Below are 19,553 nucleotides of genomic sequence, written 5' to 3' on the forward strand. Positions count from 1 at the left end.
TCTGTACCGCCGTGTCAAAAACGTAGCACGGTTCTGTACTGAGTCGTCAAGAACTCGGAATGTGTTCTGTACTACCTCGCCAAAAACGCGGTAAGCTGGGCGCATGGCTCGACCTCGCACCTTTGATGAACAGACCGTCCTCGATGCCGCCGTGCGTCAGTTCCGGGCCGGGGGCTACGCCGGCACCAGCCTCGACGACATCTCGGCCGCCACCGGTCTGGGCCGCGGGAGCCTGTATGCGTCCTTCGGCGACAAGCACACGGTCTTCATCAAGGCGCTCACCGAGTACGTCCGACAGGCCCTGGTCGACACCCGGGCCATGCTGGACGGCCCGGACGACAGTGCGATCGACCGCCTGCACACCTGGATCGTCAGCGGCGCCGGCTTCGTGCTCGACGACGACGAGCACTTCGGCTGCATGGCCGGCAAGTTCGCGGTCGAGGTCGCCGAGACCGATCAGGAGGCCAAGGCGCTGATCCTCGGCGTCTTCTCCCAGCAGCAGCAGATCCTGCTCGACTGCGTCACCGCCGCCCAGCGCCACGGCGACCTGGCAGCGGATGCGAACGGTTGCGCCCTGGCCTGCATGATCCTGGCTCTGAACCGAGGCATGGACGTGATGGCCAAGGGTGGCGTGGCGCGAGCGGCGCTGGACGCGGCGGCGGAGCAGGCGTTCCGCGGCCTGCCGCTGACCGCCGCCTACCGGGACCGCCCGGCCCGGGCCTAGGGGCGCCGGTCGGCGGGTGGTGCCGAGACGCCGGCCTGCCGGATGAAGAGTTCCGGCGCGGGAGGGGCGCCGCCGGGGTTTTCCGTGACCACCCACGGACGTCGCCCCGGAGGGCTTCGCGTTCTGGACGCGCCAGCGGCCAGCGAAGCCCGCAGGGGTCCCGGCGGGAGCGGCGATCTGTACCCCGGCGGACGCACGACATCAAGATCTTGAATGTGATCTTGGGCGGAGATCCGCAGAACGGTCGTGCGCGAGGGTGGGGATCGGCACGTCGATATCGGGCTGCGCGGATGTGGGGGGATCACGTACGGTCGTCGATCATGATCAAGTCTCCTCAACGCACTCTTCGGGTGTTTGCGCTCGGCGCGACCCTTCTCTTTGCCGGTGCCTGCGAAACGTCGGAGGACGACGCCGGTGCGGCCGGTACGCCCCGCGGGGCTGCGGCCAGTGCCGCTGACAACACCGCGGAGATCTGCAAGTCCGGTGGTGAAGCGGCCCGGACCGTCGTGGTCAACCTGTTCAAGCAGCTGGCCGACGTGATGAAGAGCGGCAGCGACGCCGCGGACGTCGACCTGAACAAGATCTACGCGACCACGTTCGGCTCGCTGCGGGACACCCTGACCGCCGAGAGCGGCAAGGCGACCGACCCGAAGCTCGCCGCGGTGCTGACCGAGATCGCCACCGAGGCCAACAAGATCGCGACGGCCGGTGAGCCGGAGACGGTCGGGACGGACGGGCTCGAGGCGTCGCTCACGAAGCTCGAGACGTTCTGCCCGAGCACCACGCCGTCGGCCTCCGCCGCGGCCGGCGCGACCGGCACTCCCGGCGCGACCGGTGTCGTCGGCGCCAAGGGCAGCCCCTGCGTCCTGCCGGTGAGCTTCACCATCCCGGCTAAGTGGACGATGAAGTCCATCGACCTGGAGGACGACAGCCCGCTGGCCGAGCTGGGCCGCAAGGGCTCGCTCAAGATGGCCTGCGAGGTCGACTCCCGGCCGGCCGGGCCGATCGGGTTCCTGCGGGTGTGGGCCGGACCGAAGTCCGTTCAGGACCCCCGCGCGGCGCTCAAGGCGTTCCAGACCGGCGAGACGACCCGCAAGGTCACCTACGCGCCGGTCGAGTTCGACGGGCAGCCCGGGGTGGAGTTGAAGTACCAGACGTACTCCAAGCTCCTCGAGGAGTGGAGTGACCGGCAGGCGTTCGCGGTGCCGACCCCGAAGGGCGCGGTGGTCGTGGAGCTCGGCGGCCTGGAGCGCGACGACCCGGCCGTGCTGGCCGGATACGCCCAGGCCAAGAGCTCCGTGAAGGTCAACGCCTGATCCGGCGGGGGCCTCTCACAAGCCGAGATACGCGGCGCGGACGGCCGGATCGGACAGCAACTGGTCGCTGGTGCCGCTCAGCGACACCCGGCCGGTCTCGATGACGTAGCCGCGATCCGCCACCCGCAGGGCCCGGGCCAGGTTCTGCTCGACCAGCAGGATGGTGAGCCCGTCCGCGTGCAGGCGGCGGATCGCGGCGAACATCTGGCCGACCACGAGCGGGGCCAGGCCCAGGCTCGGTTCGTCCATCATCAGCAGCCGGGGGCGGCTCATCAACGCCCGGCCGATCGCGACCATCTGCTGCTCGCCGCCGGACATGCTGCCGGCGAGCTGACCGGCCCGGTCCTTCAGCGTGGGGAACAGCTCGTGGACGTGGGCGAGCGACTCGCCGCGGCGGGCCCGGGCCGCCCGGTCATAGGCACCCAGTTCGAGGTTCTCCCGGACGGTGAGCTGGGGCCAGAGCTCGCGGCCCTCCGGGACCAGGGCGATGCCCAGGCCGGGCCGGCGGTGCGCCGGGACCTTGCGCAGCGACTCGCCATCGAAGAGCAGCTCGCCACGGGCGACCGGGCGGATCCCGGCGACGGCCCGCAGGATCGTGGTCTTGCCGGCGCCGTTCGCGCCGACCAGGGTGACCAGCTCACCCGCGTCGACGGTGCAGCTGACCTGGTAGAGGGCCTGGGCGTCGCCGTAGAAGACGTCGATGTCGCGGATCTCAAGCATCGGTGTCCCCGGTGCCGAGGTACGCCTCGATGACCAGCGGGTCGTTCGCCACCTCGGCGGGCAGCCCGTCGGCGATCTTGCGGCCGTGGTCGAGGACGACGACCCGGTCGGAGAGGCTCATCAGGGCGTGCATCACGTGCTCGATCATGATGATCGCGGTGCCGCGGTCGCGGATCTGCCGGATCAGCGCGACGAACCGGCCGGCCTCGACCGGGTTGAGCCCGGCCACGACCTCGTCGAGCAGCAGCACGCGCGGCCCGGTCGCCAGCGCCCGGGCGACCTCGAGGCGTTTGCGGCCGGCCAGGGTCAGCTCCCCGGGCAGCCGGTCCGCGCGGTCGGCCAGCCCGATGAACTCCAGGATCTCCGAGGCCGCCGCCCGCGGGTCGCGCCGGGTGCCGCCGGGCCGGCCGTAGTGGTGCCCGACCAGGACGTTCTCCAGCACGGTGAGCCGGGCGAACGGCCGGACGATCTGGTGGGTGCGGCAGACGCCGAGGTGGACCGAGCGGTGGGCGCGCTTGCCGCTCACCGGTTTTCCGTCGAGCAGCACCCGGCCGCCGGTGGGCCGGATCGACCCGGCCGCGACCGAGAACAGGGTGGTCTTGCCGGCGCCGTTCGGGCCGATCAGGCCGAGGATCTCGCCCTCGTCGAGGTGGAAGTCGACCTCGTCGACGGCGCGCAGGCCACCGAAGTGCCGGCTGACGGACTCGCCGACCAGCAGGGCGCTCACGTCGGGCGCCGATCGGCAGTGAGCGGCGCGCCCGATGACGCCGCGGTGGCCGGCCGGCGCAGCAGCAACCGGTGGACCCGCTGGACCAGGCCGGTCAGCCCGAGCGGTTCGAACAGGATGATCAGGATCAGCAGGGCGCCGTACAGGCCGAGGTAGAGCTCGGAGTACGTGGCCAGCAGGAACTCCTGGATGATCACGAAGACGACGGCGCCCCAGACCGGGCCCAGCACGGTGCCGATGCCGCCGATCACGGCCATCAGGATCAGCCCGATCGACCGGTCGAAGCTGAACATGTCCTGCGGGTCGATGAACGCCTGGTACGAGGCGTAGAAGCCGCCGCAGATCCCGACCATCGTGCCGGACAGGAACAGCACGAGGTCCTGGTACAACGTCGGGTTCACGCCGACGTCGCCGGCCGCGTCGACGTCCTCCTTGATCGCGGCCAGCCCCAGCCCGATCCGTGACCGCCGCAGCCCGTACGAGATCAGCACCGCGGCACCGAGCAGGTACAGGCCGTACCAATAAAGCTGGTATTTGGTGGGGTTGCCGGCCAGCGGCAGGGACAGTCCGGACGACCCGCCGGTGAAATCGGACCAGTACGTGGCGACCAGCCGGGTGGCCTCGCCGACGCCGATGGTCGCGATGGAGAAGTATGGCCCGCGCAGCCGCAGCGTCGGATGGCCCCAGAGCAGCCCGAAGACCCCGGCGACCAGCCCGCCGGCCAGCCAGGCGACGACAAACGGCAGCCCGGACGACAGCATCAGCCGCGCGGCCACGAAACCGCCGACTCCGAACATGGCCGCGTGCCCGAAACTGATCTGGCCGACATAACCGCCGAGCCAGTTCCAGGCCAGTGCCGCCGCCATGAACATGAAGGTCAGCCCGACGACGTCGTGGGTGTAGTCGCCGAGCGGCAGCACCAGCGGCGCGATCCACAGCAGCACCATGGCGGCCGCGAACACCAGCAGGAACCGCCACCGGCTCACCGCAACACTCGCTGGCCGAACAACCCGCCCGGCCGCAGCACCAGCACCACGACCAGCAGCACGAAGCCGACCGCGGTGGTGAGATACGGCGGCACCGCGTAGACCGCGAACACCTCGGCGAACGCGAGCACCAGCGCGCCCAGCGCGATGCCCAGGATGCTGCCCAGCCCACCCAGCACGATGATCACGAAGCTCTTCAGCAGCTCGCCCGCGCCGAACGACGGGTTGATCGCGAACAGGGTCGACGCCAGCACGCCGGCCAGCCCGGCGAGCGCGGTGCCGAGTCCGAAAGTGAGCAGGTAGACCCGTTCCACGTTGATGCCGGCCAGGGTGCAGCTGTCCGGATTCTGCGCCACCGCGCGGATCGCCTTGCCCAGGTAGGTGCGGGTGAGCAGCAGGTGCAGCGCGATCAGGGCGATCACCGCCACGCCGAAGACGGCGAACCGGGTGGCCGAGAAGCTCCCGCCCAGGATCCGCACCGACGAGGTCGCGTAAGCGGTGTGGATGACCTGCTCGTTACCGGTGAACAGCAGGTACACGACGTTGCGGATGACCAGCCAGACGCCGAACAGCAGCAGCAGCGACTGCACCGCGCCGGCCGGGCCGCGCGGCAGGAACCGGACCAGGCCCAGGTAGATGCCCATCCCGAGGATGAAGAACAGCACCAGTACGACCGGAATGGCGGCGAACGGGTCGACGGCGAAGCGGTCGAACAGCTGCCACGTCACGTACGCCGAGGCCATGATGATGCCGCCGTGCGCCAGGTTGACGATGCGCAGCACCCCGTAGATCAGCCCGAGGCCGTACGCCATGGCCGCGTAGAACCCGGCGAGCAGCACCGCCGAGACGGCGAGGACGACCACCTCTCCCATGCGCGGATCAGCCCTTGCAGGCCGGGTTCGGCGCGACGCCGGTGCCGGTCGCCACGTCCGCCGGGTAGATGATCGGCGACGAGCCGTCCGGCAGGTTCTGCTGCACCACGAACGGGTAGTCGGCCTGACCGCCCTTGTCCGCGGGATAGCTGAGCGTGCCGCCGGGCAGGATCGAGTCCATGCGCAGCGCGGAGAGCTTCGCGCGGACCTGCTCCTTGTCGACCGTGCCGGCCTGGGCGATCGCGGTGAACAGCGACCGGGCCGCCTCGTAGCCCAGCGCCTGGTACCACTCCGGGTCGGTGCCGTACTTGGCGGTGAACTTGTCGACGAACTCCTTGTTGAGCCCGGCGTTGCCCAGCTGCTTGTTCCACCACACCGCGGACAGGATGTAGTTCACCCCGTCGGCGCCGAGCGCGCTGCGGGCGTCCGACTCGGTGCCCCGGGCGCCGTAGGTGAGCACCTTGGAGCACATGTCCGAGCTGAGGTACTGCCGCTGCATGGTGATGAAGTCGGGCAGGTGCGCGTCGACCATCAGCAGGTCGGCGTGGGCGGCGCGGACCCGGCTGAGGATCGCCGAGAAGTCCTTGCCGTCCAGCGCGAACGACTCGTCCGTGACGACCTGGTAGCCGCCGCTGTGCGCGGCGGTGAAGTCCTGCACGCCCTTGCGGAAGTCCTTGCCGTGCGAGGTGTTCTCCCAGACGATCGCGACCCGGGCCGGTTTGGGCAGCTTGCCGGCCGCCTGCTGCTGATCGATCCAGGACATCTCGGTGCTCGCCAGGTTCGCCACCGGTGCCAGGGTGCCGAACACCCAGGTGAAGCCCTTGGCGTAGATCGAGGTCGCGGCGCCACCGCCGTTCACGTACGGGATCTTGTTCTGCTCGGCGACGGTGCTCTGCGCCTCGACGACGGCCGTCGAGTACGTACCCAAGAAGAAGTTGACTTTGTCCTGCGTGATCAGGCGTTGCGCGAGGTTGACCGCTTTGGCCTGGTCGGTGGTGTCGTCCAGCAGGTTCAGCCGGACCGGCACCTTCGTGCCGCCCAGGTCGATGCCGCCGTCGGCGTTCTCCAGCTCGACGGCGAGCTCGTAGCCCTGCTTGAACCGGCCGCCGGTCTTCGACTCGGTGCCGGTCAGCGGCAGCGTCGAGCCGATCACGATGGTGTCGGGGATCGTGGTGGCGCCGGAGTCGCGGTTGTCGTCGCGGTCGGGCACGCAGCCGGCCAGGACCAGGACGGCCACGCCGAGCAGGACGGTCGAGTGTCGCGGGGATCGGGTCACGGCAGATCCTTTCCGGACGCGACGGCGTCCGAGGACGCGGCGACGTCGCGGTGACCCCGTCGGCGAGACTACCCTTTCAATCTATGACTATCGATGTCAAGGTGCCGGTCCGGCCCCGGAGCGCCGGACACCGGGCGGTGTCCGGCGCCGTGCCGGTGGTGCCGGTCAGTGATGGTGCACCGCGAACGTGTGGTAGCCGCCGCCGTCGGGCAGGGTGAAGCCGTCCGCCCAGACCTCGGTCGCCGAGCCGGGCACCGCGCTGACGCCGCGCAGCACCGGTGGCCCGTCAGCGCCCACCGGGGTGGTCTCGGCCGTCCACGCCGTGCCGTTGAAGTGCAGGATCGACGCGCTGCCGGCCGGTCCGGCGGCCCAGACACTGCTCGCCGCGCTCGCCGTCACGGCGGCCAGCGAGCCGTTCCCGGTGTCCGGCAGGGTGGCGACCGACCACGCGCTGCCGTTGAAGTGCATCGCGATCGGCTTGTCGGGCTGGAACGAGCCACTGACGGTGTCGACGGTGTTGCCGACCGCCCAGACGTCGGACGCCGAGATCGCCGTGACGCCGTTGAGGGTCTGCCGGACCCCGTTGAGCGGGCTCGGCGTGGCCGGGTTCGGGCTCGGTACGACCGTCCACGCCGTACCGTTGAAGTGCAGGGTGAACGTGTAACTGTTGCTCGCCGTGCCCTTGGCGGACTGGAAGAAGCCGACCGCCCAGATGTCGGTCGCGGACCGGGCCGAGACCGCGGACAGGGTGCTGCCGGTGAACGTGGTGCCGGCCGGCGCCACCGGGTCCGGCGCCGGGACGATCGTCCAGGCCGATCCGGTCCAGTGCTCGATCAGCGCGCGATTGGCCTCACTGCGGCCGACCGCCCAGGCGTCACCGCCGCCCAGGTTCTCGACCCCGAACAGGATCGATTTCGCGCCGCCGGTCGTGGCCGGGGTCGGCACGACGGTCCAGCCGCTGCCGTCCCAGTGCGCCGCCAGTGGGTCGGTGTGGGCGAAACCGGTCCGGTTGGTCGAGCCGACCGCCCAGACGTCGTTCGCGCCGGCCGCCGAGACGGCGTTCAGCTTCTCGTCGAATCGCACCACGTTCGGTGTGGGCGTCCGGGACCAGGCCGAGCCGTTCCAGTGTTCGGCGAGCATGACCTGGCCGTCGTCGTCGTTCGGGCCGAGGAAGTTGCCGACCGCCCAGGCGTCGGTACCGGTCCGGGCGTCCACGGCGTTGAGAACGTTGGAGAACGCCGCCTTCAGCGGGGACGGGTCCACCGTCGGCGTGATCACCCAGGCGGGCGCGGCCGAGGCGGTACCGGCGAGGAGAACGGCGACGCCGGCGGCGGGCAGCAGCACCGCCGCCCGGCGGGTCAGTGAATTGACGGTATGCATCTGCATGGATCTCCCTGCAGTGCTGGAGCTCCACCAGCCTGGCCGCAGGCTCTGGCGCGGCGCTGAAACCGGCCTGGAACCGTTCAACCCGGCACTGCGGCGAGCAGGCGCTGCCGGGCCAGATCCGCCGCCGGGGTGGCGCCGAGGGCGGTGAACACGCCCAGCGCCTCGCGCAGCGACGCCTCGTCGCCCACGTCGAGCAGCGCCAGCGCGGCGTCGTACTCGCACCCCAGGTCGGCCAGCAGCCGGGCGGCCTTGGCCGGGTCACCGCCCGCCAGCAGGCTGTACGGTTCGGCGAGCGGCCCCCGCGGCGGGCGCGCCGACCCGGTGCGCCGCAGCCACGCCGCGACCTCACCGAGCAGCCAGGGGTCGCCGCCGGTGACGGCGTCGTCGGCCGACTCGGCGGCGCGGACGGCCTCCGCCCACCGGCCCTCGAGCCAGTACGCCTCGGCCCGGGCCAGCAGGGCGGGAACGAGGTGCTGCGGCTCGTTCGTCGCGGACGCCATCGTGGCCGCCTCGCCGAGCATCCGCCAGCGGTCCGGCTCACCCCGCCGGGCCGCGATCACACCCGTGCGGATCAGGCCGTAGAGCCGGTGGGCCGGGGACGGGCCGGCGCCGGCGAGCAGCGCGCGGGTGGCGATGACGGTGTCGATCCACCGGCCCCGGCGCACCATGACGGTGGCCTGCTCGCCACGCAACCCGATGGCGTCCGCGGTGAGGCCGACGAACCGCGACGCGCGTTCCAGCTGGGCCGCCGCCTCCCGATGACTGCCCAGGGCGTGGGCGTGCCGGGCGGCCGCCGGGGCGTACGCGAGCACCGCCGCCGCGTCGCCGGCCGCCTCGGCGTGGAACGCCAGCCGCGCGTCGTCGTCACACCCGCCGTCCCGCAGGGCGGCGAGGATGCGCCCGTGCACGGCCGCCGCGTGATGCGGCGGCACCGAGGCGGCCACCGCCTGCCGGGCGATCTCGTGCCGGAACCGGAGCCAGCCCCCGTCGGTGCGCAGCAGCCCGGAGACCAGCAGGTCGTCGGTGAGCCGGGACGAGGCTCCGGCGACCGCCACGAGCAGGCGCGGGTCCACCCGTGTCCCGATCAGCGCCGCGACGTCCAGCACCTCGCGGGCGGCCGGTTCGAGGCGGCCGGCCCGGGCCAGCACCGCGTCGAGCACGCAGGCCGGGAGCGAGGTGCTGCCCGCGCGCAGCACCTCGGTCACGTAGAACGGGTTGCCGCCGGTCAACCGGTGCAGTTCGGCCGGGTCGACGCCACTGCCCGCGGCCATGGTCCGCACGGCGGCCGGCGACAGCGGATCCAGCGTGACCCGCCGGGTCGTCCGGTGCGAGGCGAGATCACCGAGCGCGACCCGGAGCCGGTCGCCGCTCCCGATCCCGTCGTCGCGGTACGTGACGACCAGCAGCACCGCGGCGTCGCGCAGTCGCCGGGCCAGGTAGCGGAGCAGGTCCAGGGTGGCCTCGTCGGCCCAGTGCACGTCCTCCACCACCACGACGTCCAGGCCGGGTGAGGCGGTGAGCTGTTTCAACAGGGAACGGAACAGGTGGTCACGGTCGGCGTCGGCGTCGAGCAGCTCGCCGCCGAGCTGGCCGGCCAGGTCGTGCAGCGGGCCGAGCGGGCGTGGCGTGAACAGCCCGTCGCAGGCGCTCCACAGCCAGCGCGCATCGGGCAGCTCGTGGCGCAGCCGTTCGACCAGGGCGGCTTTGCCCACGCCGGCCTCGCCCGCGATCAGCGCGACCCGGCCCTCACCGTGCCGGGCCTCGGCGGCCAGCGCGGTCAGCGTCGCCAGCGGCGCCTCGCGTTCCAGCAGCGGACCGGCCGGTTCCGCCGTCTCCACCGGCCGGTCCAGGGACGGATCCTGACGCAGGATCGCCGTCTCGAGCTCGCGCAGCGCCGGCGAGGGGTCAACGGCCAGCTCGTCCAGCAGCGCCTGGCGGATCCGGCGGTACGCGGCCAGCGCGTCGGCCTGCCGGCCGCTGCGGTAGAGCGCCAGGATCAGCAGGGCGCAGGCCTCCTCGTCGAGCGGGTGCGCGGCCACCAGCTCCTCCAGCGGCGGCACCGCCGCGGCGCTGCGGTCCTGCGCCAGCTGCGTCTCGGCCAGCATCCGCAGCGCCTGGCGGCGCAGGTGCTCCAGCCGGGCGGTCTGCCCCTGCAGCCAGGGACCGGGGGCCACGTCGGCCAGCGGCCGTCCACGCCAGAGCGACAGGGCCTCGTGCAGCAGCCCCGCCCGCGTCTCGCCCGGCGCCTGCCCGGCCTCGCCGATCAGACGCTCGACGTCGGCCACGTCGGTGCCGACCCGGGCCGGGTCCAGCAGGTATCCCGGTGACTGGGGCACGATCGTGTGCCGGCCGCCGAGCAGCCGGCGCAGATGGGAGATGTGGCTCTGCAGCGTGTTGAGCGGCGTGGCCGGCGGGGTGTCGCCCCACAGCGCGTCGGCGAGCCGGTCGGTGCTGACGATCTCGCCGCGGTGCAGCGCGAGCATCGCCAGCACCGCCTTGCGGCGCGAGCCACTGACCGGGCGGGTCTGCCCGCCCACCACGATGTCCACCGGTCCGAGAACCCGCACCCGCACGGCCCCACTGTAGGTGGGACCGTGCGACCGAACAGTCGGATCTTGTACGGCACTATCCGGTCACGGCGTCAGCACGGCGGTGCGCTCACAACCCACGAACGTGTCCGGCGTGCCCGGCACCAGCCGGGTGTCGGAGGTGCACTGGTCGGCGCCGGCGCCGCCGTCGAGGGTGCCGCCGCCGTCCGCGGTGAGCTGGTCGTCGCCGCCGAGACCCTGGACCTGGTCGTGGCCACCGGAGCCGTCGATGACGTTCGCGCCGGCGTTGCCGATCAGCACGTCGTCGGCGTGGGTGCCGTTCAGGTTCTCCACGTCCGAGGCGATGGTGTCCCGGGCACCGGCCGCGCCGTCCTCGGAGCTGCCGTCGTCGCCGGTCGCGCCGTCCAGGTCGGCCCGGATCCCGAGCCGGTTGCCCACCTCGTCGTAGGTGGCGGTGTCGGACCCGGCGCCGCCCTGCAGCGTGTCGCCACCGAACCCGCCGTTGAGCGTGTCGGCGCCCGAGCCGCCGGTCAGCCGGTCGGTGCCGTCGCCGCCGCGCAGCAGCGACGCGATGGCCGTGGCGTTGGTGATCGTGTCGTCGCCGTCCAGGCCGCGCACCGAGATGCTGAAGACGTTCCCGGCCGCTTGGCAGCGGGCCTGGTGCACGGTCACCAGCGTGCAGCCGGCACCGGCGGTGAGAGTGGACATCGGATTGTCGACGGTCAGGAACCCGCCGCTGACGCTGACGGTCACCTGGTCCTTGATGCCGGGCAGCGTGTCGTACTTGAGGACTCCCGCGGACCGCACCACACCGGGCTGGCAGTCGCCGTAGCAGCCCGGCACCGCCGCGGTCGCCGGCTGTGCCGCGGTCGCGGGTTGTGCCGCGGTCGCGGGTTGTGCCGCGGTCGCGGGTTGTGCCGCGGTCGCGGGTTGTGCCGCGGTCGCGGGCTGGGCCAGCGCGAGCGGGCCGGCGCCGGCCAGCGCGAGGCCGGCGACCGCCGCGAACAGCCGGCCCGGTACCCGCAGATGTCGATCGTGACTGAACATGTGCTCCCCCAGGGACGCTCTCGGAAACGTTCCCGGAACGGTCGCAGCCGGCGCTGAAGGGGCGCTGACCCGCCGTTGAAACGCCCTACCCCGGGCGGCTGGTGAGGTAGCCGAGCACGAGCGCTGTCCACCACGCCAGCTGGGAGAGCACCGTGACGGCCGCGGACCGGGCCAGCAGGGCACGCGGTGGCTCGGGGTGGCGGCTCAACTCGTGCAGCAGGCGGCCCGCGTACACGCCGTTCAGGCCGACGACCAGCACGGCCACGGACTTCAGATCGGCGGGCAGGCCGAGGAAGAGCCCGGAGACCAGCAGCCCGGCGAACCCCGCCCAGATCGGGACGTGCGCGCCCTGCGCGGTGCGCAGCACGTCGGCGAACGTCCGCCGCCCGGCCAGCCAGAGCAGCCCGAACCAGTCGACGAGCAGCACCGCGCCGAAGCCGGTGACCATCGAACCGAGGTGCACGAACAGCGCGACGTCGTGCACCGCCCCGGCGGTCCGGGCACGCGGGGCGGCGGCCAGCACCACCAGCCAGCACGCCACGACGACGGCGCCCTGCAGCGCGGGGGAGGCGGGACGGCGGTGCCGGCCGGATACAACGGTCACGCATGGGAGACGGCCGCTCCGCGTCCGGACAACACAAACTGACCGACGTTCGGCGCGCGGTGGTCCCGGCTGACGACCGACATTGTGCGGTACGTATACGGAGCGCCCGTCCGCAGGCTACGAGCCGAGTCCCGTGGTGGTCTCACGCGACACCGCCCCGACTCCAGACCGCAGCGCGCCTCCCGCCCCGCGGCGGCTGGCTCCCAGGGGTGCGTCGAACCCCGGGAGGCACCCCTGAAAGCCAGCCGGTGACCCGGAGGCGTGCCGCGGCCGGCTTGCGCCTTTTCCGGCTTGCGCCTCGTCCCGGCTCGCGCCTTTCCGGCTCGCGCCTTTCCGGCTCGCGCCTCGCCACGGCTTCCGCCTTCGAGCGCTCGGCAGGGGCGGTGGGGGTGCGCAAAGGCTGATCGCGTGCGCTGACCGCCCGCCGGTGGGCGGCACGCGCACGCACAACCGGATCGCGTACCGCTACCGCCCGCGAACCCCACCGACCGCGTGCCGCTACCGCCCCGCCAGTCCGGATCGCGTGCTCCCACCGCCCCTCCGGCCCGGATCGCGTGCCGCTACCGCCCCATCAGCCCAGAGCACGTGCTCCCACCGCCCCTCCGATGCAGAGCGAGTACCCCCGCCGCCCTGTCCATCGCCGGACGAACACGCCACCCCTCGGTGGCCGGCTACGGCACTCAAGCTGTGGGCCCTTGCGCAGGTTCACGGCTGCCCGCGCTCTCGAGAAAGCCGCCAGCACCAGCCGCCGCTAAGAGGTGCACTGTGGCCCGGGGTGGCGGTGACATAGACTGCTGTCACGATGCCCACACGGAGTGCGATTCGGCGAGTTCTGATCGCCGCCGGTCTGGCGACCGCCGCGGTGCTGTCGCTGGCCGGGTGCCCGTCGTCCGGCAGCTCGGAACCGGTCTGCGACCAGTCCGTCGTCAGCAGCCCGGGCGAGCCCGACAACTGCCCCGACACCGGCCGTTAGCGACTCACCGCCGGATCAGGTCGGCGATCTCCTCGGGCAGGCCGGGGGAGTAGTAGGTGTGCCCCATACCGGGCACGACGTGCAGCCGGGCGCCCGGGATGGTGGCCGCCAGCGCCTGCCCGTGACCGAGCGGGAAGACCGGATCCTGGTCGCCGTGCACGACCGTGGTCGGTGCGGTGATCGAGGAGAGCGGGGCGAGCCGGTCCGGCGCGAACACCGGGGCGGCCCGGTGGTGCTGGGCGGCCGCGGCCGGATCCGTGGCCCGGGATCGCGCCAGCTCGAGCATCGCGCGGGCGGCCGGCTCGTCGAACGGGCGTACCGGGCCGTTGAACACGCGGAACAGGGCCACGTCCGACTCCACGCCCGGCGGCAGGCGGCGGGTCAGGTGGGCGAGGAACGCGGGCGCCGCCGGGGGCAGATCGTCCGGGTCGGATGACTGGCCGGCGCTCACCCGGGCCAACGACGGGCGGGGGTCGTGGCCCATCGGCGAGGTGCTGATCAGGGTCAGGGAACGGACCCGGGCCGGCGCGTGCACCGCCAGCCACTGCGCGAGCATCCCGCCCATCGACGCGCCGGTCAGGTGGGCGGAGTCCAGCCCGAGACCGTCGAGCACGGCGAGGCAGTCGGTGGCGAGGTCAGCCATCGCGTACGGATGAAGGTCAAAATCGACGGTGCTGGAGCGTCCGGTGTCCCGGTGATCGAAGCGGATCACCTGGACCCCGCTGCCGACGAGCCGGGCGACGAGCGGGTCGGGCCAGGAGATGCCTTGCGCGGCGGCGCCCGCGATCAGCAGGACGGCGGGGCGGGCGGGATCACCGGCGCGCTCGGTCCACAGCGTCAGCGGGCCGGAGGGCACGAACCGCTCGGTCGTCGTGAGCATGAGGCGCACGGTAGCGCGAGCAGTGACGGCCCGGCCCGCGATTATCGCGGCCGAACGGTCAGCGTCACCACGGCCGAGAGCGGAATTCGAAATCTTCCTGCTCGCCATCTGCTATCTGGCAGATTGCCAGTATGCATCATGCCATGGCGCCACGGGGAAATCACTCATCGATAGTCTCTGGCGTGGTCTTCGTGATCAAGGCAGAATGAGGTATGGAGAGTCAGCAGGCCGCAATTAACCGCCGCGGGCGGGTGAAGCCTGAATTCCGTCGACACTATGCCGAGAATGCCAACGAGCATCGCGTCGCTGCGGATCTGTATGCGACTCTCGCGCAGATTCTGTTCCTGTGCTGCATTGCCATCGGGGCAACTGTTCTTCTGCGCGGTGAGGGCGTCGGTGCAACTTTGATGGTTGTGGCGGCCTGCGGGATGGTGTTCATCGAGGTCTGCCGCCGGAGGATATCGCGGGCCAAATCCAAAGAAGAATATCAGACGTGGGGATGATTCCTGATATGGGCAGACTTGCCCCTGAGTGACGGTCTGTGCAGATCTTTCGGTGGATCTTTATTTGATATGACCATGCCGGGGGTATCGGTTTCGGGCGAGGTTGCCGCAGCTCGCGATGTCGTGGGAGTCGCGGCGGTGAACATTTGTTTCACTGTCTCCTTGGTGACTGGCCGGAGTGGATATTGAAGCTCCTCTTGTCAGGCCTTGAGGGTGCCTGCGAGCATCGCGAGTATGAAGGCGCTGCTGCCGATCGAGGAGCGTCCCAGGGTGGACTCGCTTCCGTCCGATCAAGTCAGATTACTGCTGCACACCATGCGTTTGCACCGTTCGTTGCTGGAGGCCGCGCACCAGGACGCCAAACGCTTGGCCGTCGATGGTGTCCACCCGTGTTACCTCATCGATTATCAGCTTCTGCACCGATTCATTTACGACCAGGGTCGGACGCTCGAGTCGCTGGTCGAGTTCTGGTACCTGCTCGAGCAGCAGGACATCACGCTGATCGTCGGGCACGGAACGTTCATCGAGGTCCTGCACCGGGTGCAGCGGAGCACGAAGATACATTTGCCACGCGTCGCCGGCATCGAATCGTATGAGCATTTCGTAGACCGGCTCGGGGTGTTGTCGTCGTTCTACGACTTCAACGAACTGCTGGACACGCTGATACGCAAGGATCGGCATCATGCCCGCGCCATAAAACGCTTGGCCGACGTGCTGCAGCGCAAAAATATCGAATACATCTGGGACCTCGGGGCCAGAGCGGGCGAGACGCTGCTGGATCAGCAGACGTATGTGAACGCACTCGATGTTCTGAGCTCCATCCGGCCGTCCCGGAAATCCGTTTATCCGAACGCGGCCGATGCCATGAACATCGCCGACGTGGCCGGCCTGCGGAGCATGAGCGAGAGAGGGGCGTATCCGGGATACTGCTTCATGCTGACCGATACCCGTCCGCTGCTCGACGAAAGGAACTGGGCCAGAGACCCGCACATGGACCGGACGGGGTATCCCTCGGCGGTGTCCCGGACGCCGGTCGCGGCCATCTACAGTCACCTGATCCTGCCGTCGGACGGCGCGACGGCAGGCCAGGTCGCGGACAATACGGTGCGGCTCATGTACGACGCGGCCGAGATCGAGAAGGAACTGCGCAGCTCGGCGGGATACCGCGGGCCGATCTCGATGGGCAACGACCGCTGGGAGGACATCGCCGCCGAGGGCCGGATCACGCCGGAACTCATCCAGCAGCTCGGCCTGTTGTCGCGGTTCGTCGGTGACCCGGTCATCGCCGAGACACAGCGGATGTACGACAACAGCCGGCGGGCGATGGCGATCTGGTCGGCGCAGTACGGCGACCGGCAGGCGGTGGAGTCCCCGCTGCGGCTGTTCGACGTGATCCTCAGCTTGTCGCGGGTGCTCGGACAGCAGGACCGCCCCCTCAGCGACCTGGCCTCGTTCTGGCAATCCGTGATCGAGCGCAGCGCCGACCACGCCGGGGACTGGTGGACTCTGACCTACCAGCGCAAGGGTGAAGGGCCCGACGGCGTCCCGTACCTCGAGGTGGAGCGGCACCGGGACTTCGCGATCGTGCGCTGGCCCAGCTCGGCCAGTCTGGAGAACGTGCTCGCGGCCTTCGCGGCCATCTTCGCCAGGCACGGCATCAAGCATGTCGTCCTGTTGCTGGGTATGGAGTGCGACGTGATCAAGTTCGACGCGGAACTGCCGGTGACGCCGGACGAGTTCCAGGCCGGGATCCGGGAGGCCGAGGACGGGTTCGCCCGGGATGGGCTCGGGAAACCGTTGTGGATCCGGATGAACGCCGAGCCCTTCGATCTCTACGCGGACCTGTTTCCTTCCCAGCCCGGTCTGGATCCGGTTCTCGGTATCTGCGGGACCGGGCTGGATTTCCTGCACATCCGGGAGCTCTACCAGGCGACGGCGCAGCGGTTCCTGTTCGACTCGTGGTTCGATGCGGTGCTCGCCGACGCGGCCCGTGACGAGTGGAGGCCATGATGGGCTTGTTCCGTCCGGAATCAATGACCAGCGCCGTGCTGCGCGAGTCCAAGAGGGGCGGCGAGTGGGCAGGTCACCAGTCCGCGGCGCCCAACATCACGATCGGGCATTTCTACTGCCCGCACGCCAAGAACGGTAAGCGAAGTTCCAGGAAGAACGCGAACAGTCTCGGTCGTCTCGATCATTACCTCTTCTATCAAAACTTTTCCGTAAAATCGGTCATCTATACGTTGTCGCCTGCCGACATCGCGATCGCGAACAACCAGGGAAAGTACGATTTTCGCTTCGCCCAGCCATACGAGTTCCACGTTCGGTGCGGCCGGGACATCGGGCGCATGGAGGAAGGAGAGGACGGTCCGGTCGGCTGGCTCTCCGCAGGACAGGGTCGCATCCACACCCGCCTGGAGCTGAAGCGGAAGGGCAACAACAATCTGGCGCTCAGACGCGTCGAGTTGGAAAGTGACGGCGATTGGGATCCGATGAAATGCCCGTGCTGCTCGGGATTCTTCCATATCTAGCTTCGGCCTTGGGGTACTGGACGGTCTACCAGGGAATCTTTCGTGACCCGAGCGACCACCCGCCAATCCATTGGCAGTGGCGGCTCGTCAGTCCGTTGTTCGTGGCCTCGCTGACACCCTTGGTGTTGTCCGGCACCCCTGTGGGCGGGCAGAACGTGGTCCTGCTGGCGTTCAGCGCGGGCGGTGGTTTCCTGCTCGTCTTCACGTTGATGACGGTGCTCACGCTCGGGGAAGTCAACGAGAAGGACCCTCACACGAAGGGGCGATTCTTCTTCTCCCTGCGGCGCCCGGTAGTGCTCGGCGGCTGGACCATGAATGGATTGACGTGGGCGAAAGCGCTGTTCATCGCCGGCCTGATCGTCATCTTCGGCTTCGCCGGCCTGAGCCTCTGGATTGCCGGGCAGCGCGCATAGCCCGAGCCGTGACGGCCGGTCTGCCCTCCCCTGACCCCGGTACGCTCACCGCTGGCGCGGCGATGCCCTCCGCAGCCCCGCCCCGAGATCTCCTGGAGTCACCGCGATGAAACAGGCCGACCTGGTGGCCCGGCGGCAGGCCGAGCTGCGGGCGCGGGTCGAGCCGCACCTGGACGCGGGGGAGACGCTGCGGGCGGCGCTGTGGGTGGCCCGCGACTCCGGGCTGCCGATGATCGTCAAGATCGCGCCGCAGGGGTTGCCGGGTATGGGCGGTTCGCTGCTGTCCGCGAATCCGCAGAGCGGGCTGGACGGGCCGGAGGGCAGCACTGCCGCCGACCTGGATCGGCGGTTGCCGGAACACCCGGCGGTTGCGGTTCTCGCGCTGACGGATGCCCGGCTGCTGCTGCTGACCGTCTCCGACGCTTTGCCGCCGGATCGCGAGCCGGCCGCGGATGCCCGCCCGGCCGGGTTTCTCGGTCACCTTGGGCAGATCGGCCGCCGCCTGTTCGACCAGGGCGAACCCGCCGCCTTGCCGCTGCTGGAGCCGGCCTGGCGCTGCCACCGGGCGGCCCTGCACGCGGTCGGCGTCAGCGACCCGGAAGGCCGGCTCGACCTGCGCTTCACCGACGGGTCGAGCCTCTCGGTGGCCGCGCCCGCCCTGCTGGCCCTGCCGTTCGTGGAGGCGGCCCGCCCCGATCAGATCGCCTGACCGGAAATGAACGGCAGCCAGCCTCCGTACCAGCCCGACAACAGCGCCAGCAGCCCCAGCACGATGCCCAGATCTCGGTTCGACAACCGGGCCATCAGCACGGCCGGCACCAGCAACACCGGGAACGCCGGGAGCAGGTGCCGCCCCATCATCGACATGTGCGTCCGCGACCCGATCGCCATGATCAGCATCGCCAGCGCGTAGACGGTCAGCTGCCACGGCGCGCGGAACACCAGCAGCCCGAGCAGCAGCACGAACCCGGCCAGGATCAGCAGCGACAGCACCCGGATCGGCTTGTCGGCGTTGTCGCCGTCGACCCCGAGCAGGATGTCCCGGACCATGTTCCAGGTGTTCTCGCCGTAGTCCCAGCGCGCCCCGAACGTGTTGTTGTGGATCTCGACGTACTCGCTGAAGCCGCCGAGGCGGGCCGACGCGAACACGAAGTACGCCACCAGGCCCGCCGGGGCCAGGACCATCGCCGCGTACGGCCGCCAGCCACCCTTGCGGGAGATCGCCGCGACCAGGGCGGCCAGCCCGACGGTGCCGATCAGCGCGACCGCGGTCGGCCGGCTCAGTCCACTCACCCCGGCGATGACTCCGGCGATCAGCCAGCGTTCCTTGAGTACGGCGTACAGCGCCCAGGCGGCCAGCGCCGTGAACAGCGACTCGGTGAACGCGCCGTTCTGCGTCATCGCGGTCGGCACCACCGCCCACGCGGCGGCGAGCATGATGCCGGTCCGGTGACCGTGCAGGTGCCGGCCGATCGCGTACAGACCCCACGCGGCGGCGACCGCCGAGACGAACGAGACGATCAGGCACGCGACGACCGGCGAGATGAACGGCACGAACGTCAGCGGCCGGGCCAGCCACGGGTAGAGCGGGAAGAACGCCAGGCGCAGCGCGTACGGGACACCCTCGGCGTCGACCGCACCGACCGGCCCGCCCAGCCCCTGCCCGGCGATCTTGATGTACCACCGGCCGTCCCAGGACAGCAGCGCGTCCATCATCGAGGTGAAGCCGCGCCACTGGTTGCCGATCGAGCCGTCCGGGAAGACGTTCCGGTCCGGGTCCTGCTCGTGCGCGTGGGCGGCCAGCACGTACATGACGTCGAGGCTGAGCGAGCGCAGGAACAGGTACAGCACGATCGCGGGCGAGGCGAGGCGGGCCGAGGCGCGCAACCGGGCCAGCCGCCCACCGGCGTCCGGGCGTTCCGTGGTCTCCGACGCGGGGGTGTCGTCCACCGCGCCGTCCGCGGGGTTCGAGGCGACGTGGGAAATGGCAGGGCCCTCTCTGATTCCGCGCTGGTCAAGGCCGGGGATGCGCCCAGCCACGGAGAGCCC

The 19,553-nt window shown here is 70.6% G+C and carries 19 protein-coding genes; 8 read left to right on the top strand and 11 right to left on the bottom strand.

Features of this window, described 5'->3' with window-relative positions:
* Positions 1-103: 103 nt before the first annotated feature.
* Positions 104-724: a TetR/AcrR family transcriptional regulator gene (locus Apa02nite_RS38925; protein WP_203829512.1), complete on the top strand. Its 621-nt coding sequence runs from the start codon at positions 104-106 to the stop codon at positions 722-724.
* Positions 725-1,044: 320 nt separating this feature from the next.
* On the top strand, positions 1,045-2,040 hold the full coding sequence (locus Apa02nite_RS38930; protein WP_203829513.1) for a lipoprotein: 996 nt from the start codon (positions 1,045-1,047) through the stop codon (positions 2,038-2,040).
* A gap of 15 nt (positions 2,041-2,055) precedes the next feature.
* Here the strand turns inward: Apa02nite_RS38930 and Apa02nite_RS38935 are convergent, their stop codons facing one another.
* From Apa02nite_RS38935 to Apa02nite_RS38975, 9 genes are all read right to left on the bottom strand, one after another.
* On the bottom strand, positions 2,056-2,760 hold the full coding sequence (locus tag Apa02nite_RS38935; protein WP_203829514.1) for an ABC transporter ATP-binding protein: 705 nt from the start codon (positions 2,758-2,760) through the stop codon (positions 2,056-2,058).
* Positions 2,753-3,487 carry an ABC transporter ATP-binding protein gene (locus Apa02nite_RS38940; protein WP_239164843.1) on the bottom strand — a complete coding sequence of 245 codons (735 nt, stop codon included), beginning with the start codon at positions 3,485-3,487 and terminating at the stop codon, positions 2,753-2,755. Before Apa02nite_RS38940 ends, Apa02nite_RS38935 begins: the two co-directional genes overlap by 8 nt.
* The gene (locus Apa02nite_RS38945; RefSeq protein WP_203829515.1) at positions 3,484-4,473 is read right to left on the bottom strand and encodes a branched-chain amino acid ABC transporter permease; all 990 of its coding nucleotides are present in this window, start codon (positions 4,471-4,473) and stop codon (positions 3,484-3,486) included. Before Apa02nite_RS38945 ends, Apa02nite_RS38940 begins: the two co-directional genes overlap by 4 nt.
* Positions 4,470-5,345: a branched-chain amino acid ABC transporter permease gene (locus Apa02nite_RS38950; protein ID WP_203829516.1), complete on the bottom strand. Its 876-nt coding sequence runs from the start codon at positions 5,343-5,345 to the stop codon at positions 4,470-4,472. The genes Apa02nite_RS38945 and Apa02nite_RS38950 overlap by 4 nt, the downstream gene beginning before the upstream one ends.
* 7 nt (positions 5,346-5,352) lie before the next feature.
* The gene (locus Apa02nite_RS38955) at positions 5,353-6,621 is read right to left on the bottom strand and encodes an amino acid ABC transporter substrate-binding protein (protein WP_203829517.1); all 1,269 of its coding nucleotides are present in this window, start codon (positions 6,619-6,621) and stop codon (positions 5,353-5,355) included.
* A gap of 165 nt (positions 6,622-6,786) precedes the next feature.
* Entirely contained in the window at positions 6,787-8,007 is a 1,221-nt protein-coding gene (locus Apa02nite_RS38960; RefSeq protein ID WP_203829518.1) for a hypothetical protein, read from the bottom strand.
* A 77-nt stretch (positions 8,008-8,084) separates the two neighbouring features.
* The gene (locus tag Apa02nite_RS38965) at positions 8,085-10,580 is read right to left on the bottom strand and encodes an ATP-binding protein (protein WP_203829519.1); all 2,496 of its coding nucleotides are present in this window, start codon (positions 10,578-10,580) and stop codon (positions 8,085-8,087) included.
* A 60-nt stretch (positions 10,581-10,640) separates the two neighbouring features.
* The gene (locus tag Apa02nite_RS52070) at positions 10,641-11,603 is read right to left on the bottom strand and encodes a calcium-binding protein (protein ID WP_203829520.1); all 963 of its coding nucleotides are present in this window, start codon (positions 11,601-11,603) and stop codon (positions 10,641-10,643) included.
* An 85-nt stretch (positions 11,604-11,688) separates the two neighbouring features.
* A complete protein-coding gene (locus tag Apa02nite_RS38975) occupies positions 11,689-12,207 on the bottom strand; it encodes a hypothetical protein (protein WP_203829521.1) in 519 nt (172 codons plus the stop codon).
* Positions 12,208-13,009: 802 nt separating this feature from the next.
* On the opposite strand from Apa02nite_RS38975, the gene Apa02nite_RS38980 reads away from it, so the two are divergent.
* Positions 13,010-13,180: a hypothetical protein gene (locus Apa02nite_RS38980; protein ID WP_203829522.1), complete on the top strand. Its 171-nt coding sequence runs from the start codon at positions 13,010-13,012 to the stop codon at positions 13,178-13,180.
* Positions 13,181-13,184: 4 nt separating this feature from the next.
* On the opposite strand, the gene Apa02nite_RS38985 is transcribed toward Apa02nite_RS38980, so the two are convergent.
* Positions 13,185-14,060, bottom strand: a complete 876-nt coding sequence (locus Apa02nite_RS38985; RefSeq protein WP_203829523.1) for an alpha/beta fold hydrolase — start codon at positions 14,058-14,060, stop codon at positions 13,185-13,187.
* Positions 14,061-14,272: 212 nt separating this feature from the next.
* Between Apa02nite_RS38985 and Apa02nite_RS38990 the strand changes: the two genes are divergently transcribed.
* From Apa02nite_RS38990 to Apa02nite_RS39010, 5 genes are all read left to right on the top strand, one after another.
* Entirely contained in the window at positions 14,273-14,563 is a 291-nt protein-coding gene (locus Apa02nite_RS38990) for a hypothetical protein (RefSeq protein WP_203829524.1), read from the top strand.
* A gap of 234 nt (positions 14,564-14,797) precedes the next feature.
* A complete protein-coding gene (locus Apa02nite_RS38995; protein ID WP_203829525.1) occupies positions 14,798-16,573 on the top strand; it encodes a hypothetical protein in 1,776 nt (591 codons plus the stop codon).
* Positions 16,570-17,091, top strand: coding sequence for a hypothetical protein (locus Apa02nite_RS39000; protein ID WP_203829526.1), 522 nt, complete (start codon positions 16,570-16,572; stop codon positions 17,089-17,091). The genes Apa02nite_RS38995 and Apa02nite_RS39000 overlap by 4 nt, the downstream gene beginning before the upstream one ends.
* Positions 17,058-17,504 carry a hypothetical protein gene (locus Apa02nite_RS39005; protein WP_203829527.1) on the top strand — a complete coding sequence of 149 codons (447 nt, stop codon included), beginning with the start codon at positions 17,058-17,060 and terminating at the stop codon, positions 17,502-17,504. Before Apa02nite_RS39000 ends, Apa02nite_RS39005 begins: the two co-directional genes overlap by 34 nt.
* Positions 17,505-17,610: 106 nt before the next feature.
* Positions 17,611-18,213, top strand: coding sequence for a hypothetical protein (locus tag Apa02nite_RS39010; RefSeq protein ID WP_203829528.1), 603 nt, complete (start codon positions 17,611-17,613; stop codon positions 18,211-18,213).
* Here Apa02nite_RS39010 and Apa02nite_RS39015 read toward each other — a convergent pair.
* Positions 18,201-19,454, bottom strand: coding sequence for a glycosyltransferase family 39 protein (locus tag Apa02nite_RS39015; protein WP_239164844.1), 1,254 nt, complete (start codon positions 19,452-19,454; stop codon positions 18,201-18,203). The genes Apa02nite_RS39010 and Apa02nite_RS39015 overlap by 13 nt on opposite strands.
* Between the last annotated feature and the right edge of the window lie 99 nt (positions 19,455-19,553).

Source organism: Actinoplanes palleronii (assembly GCF_016862315.1).
Taxonomy (GTDB): Bacteria; Actinomycetota; Actinomycetes; order Mycobacteriales; family Micromonosporaceae; genus Actinoplanes; species Actinoplanes palleronii.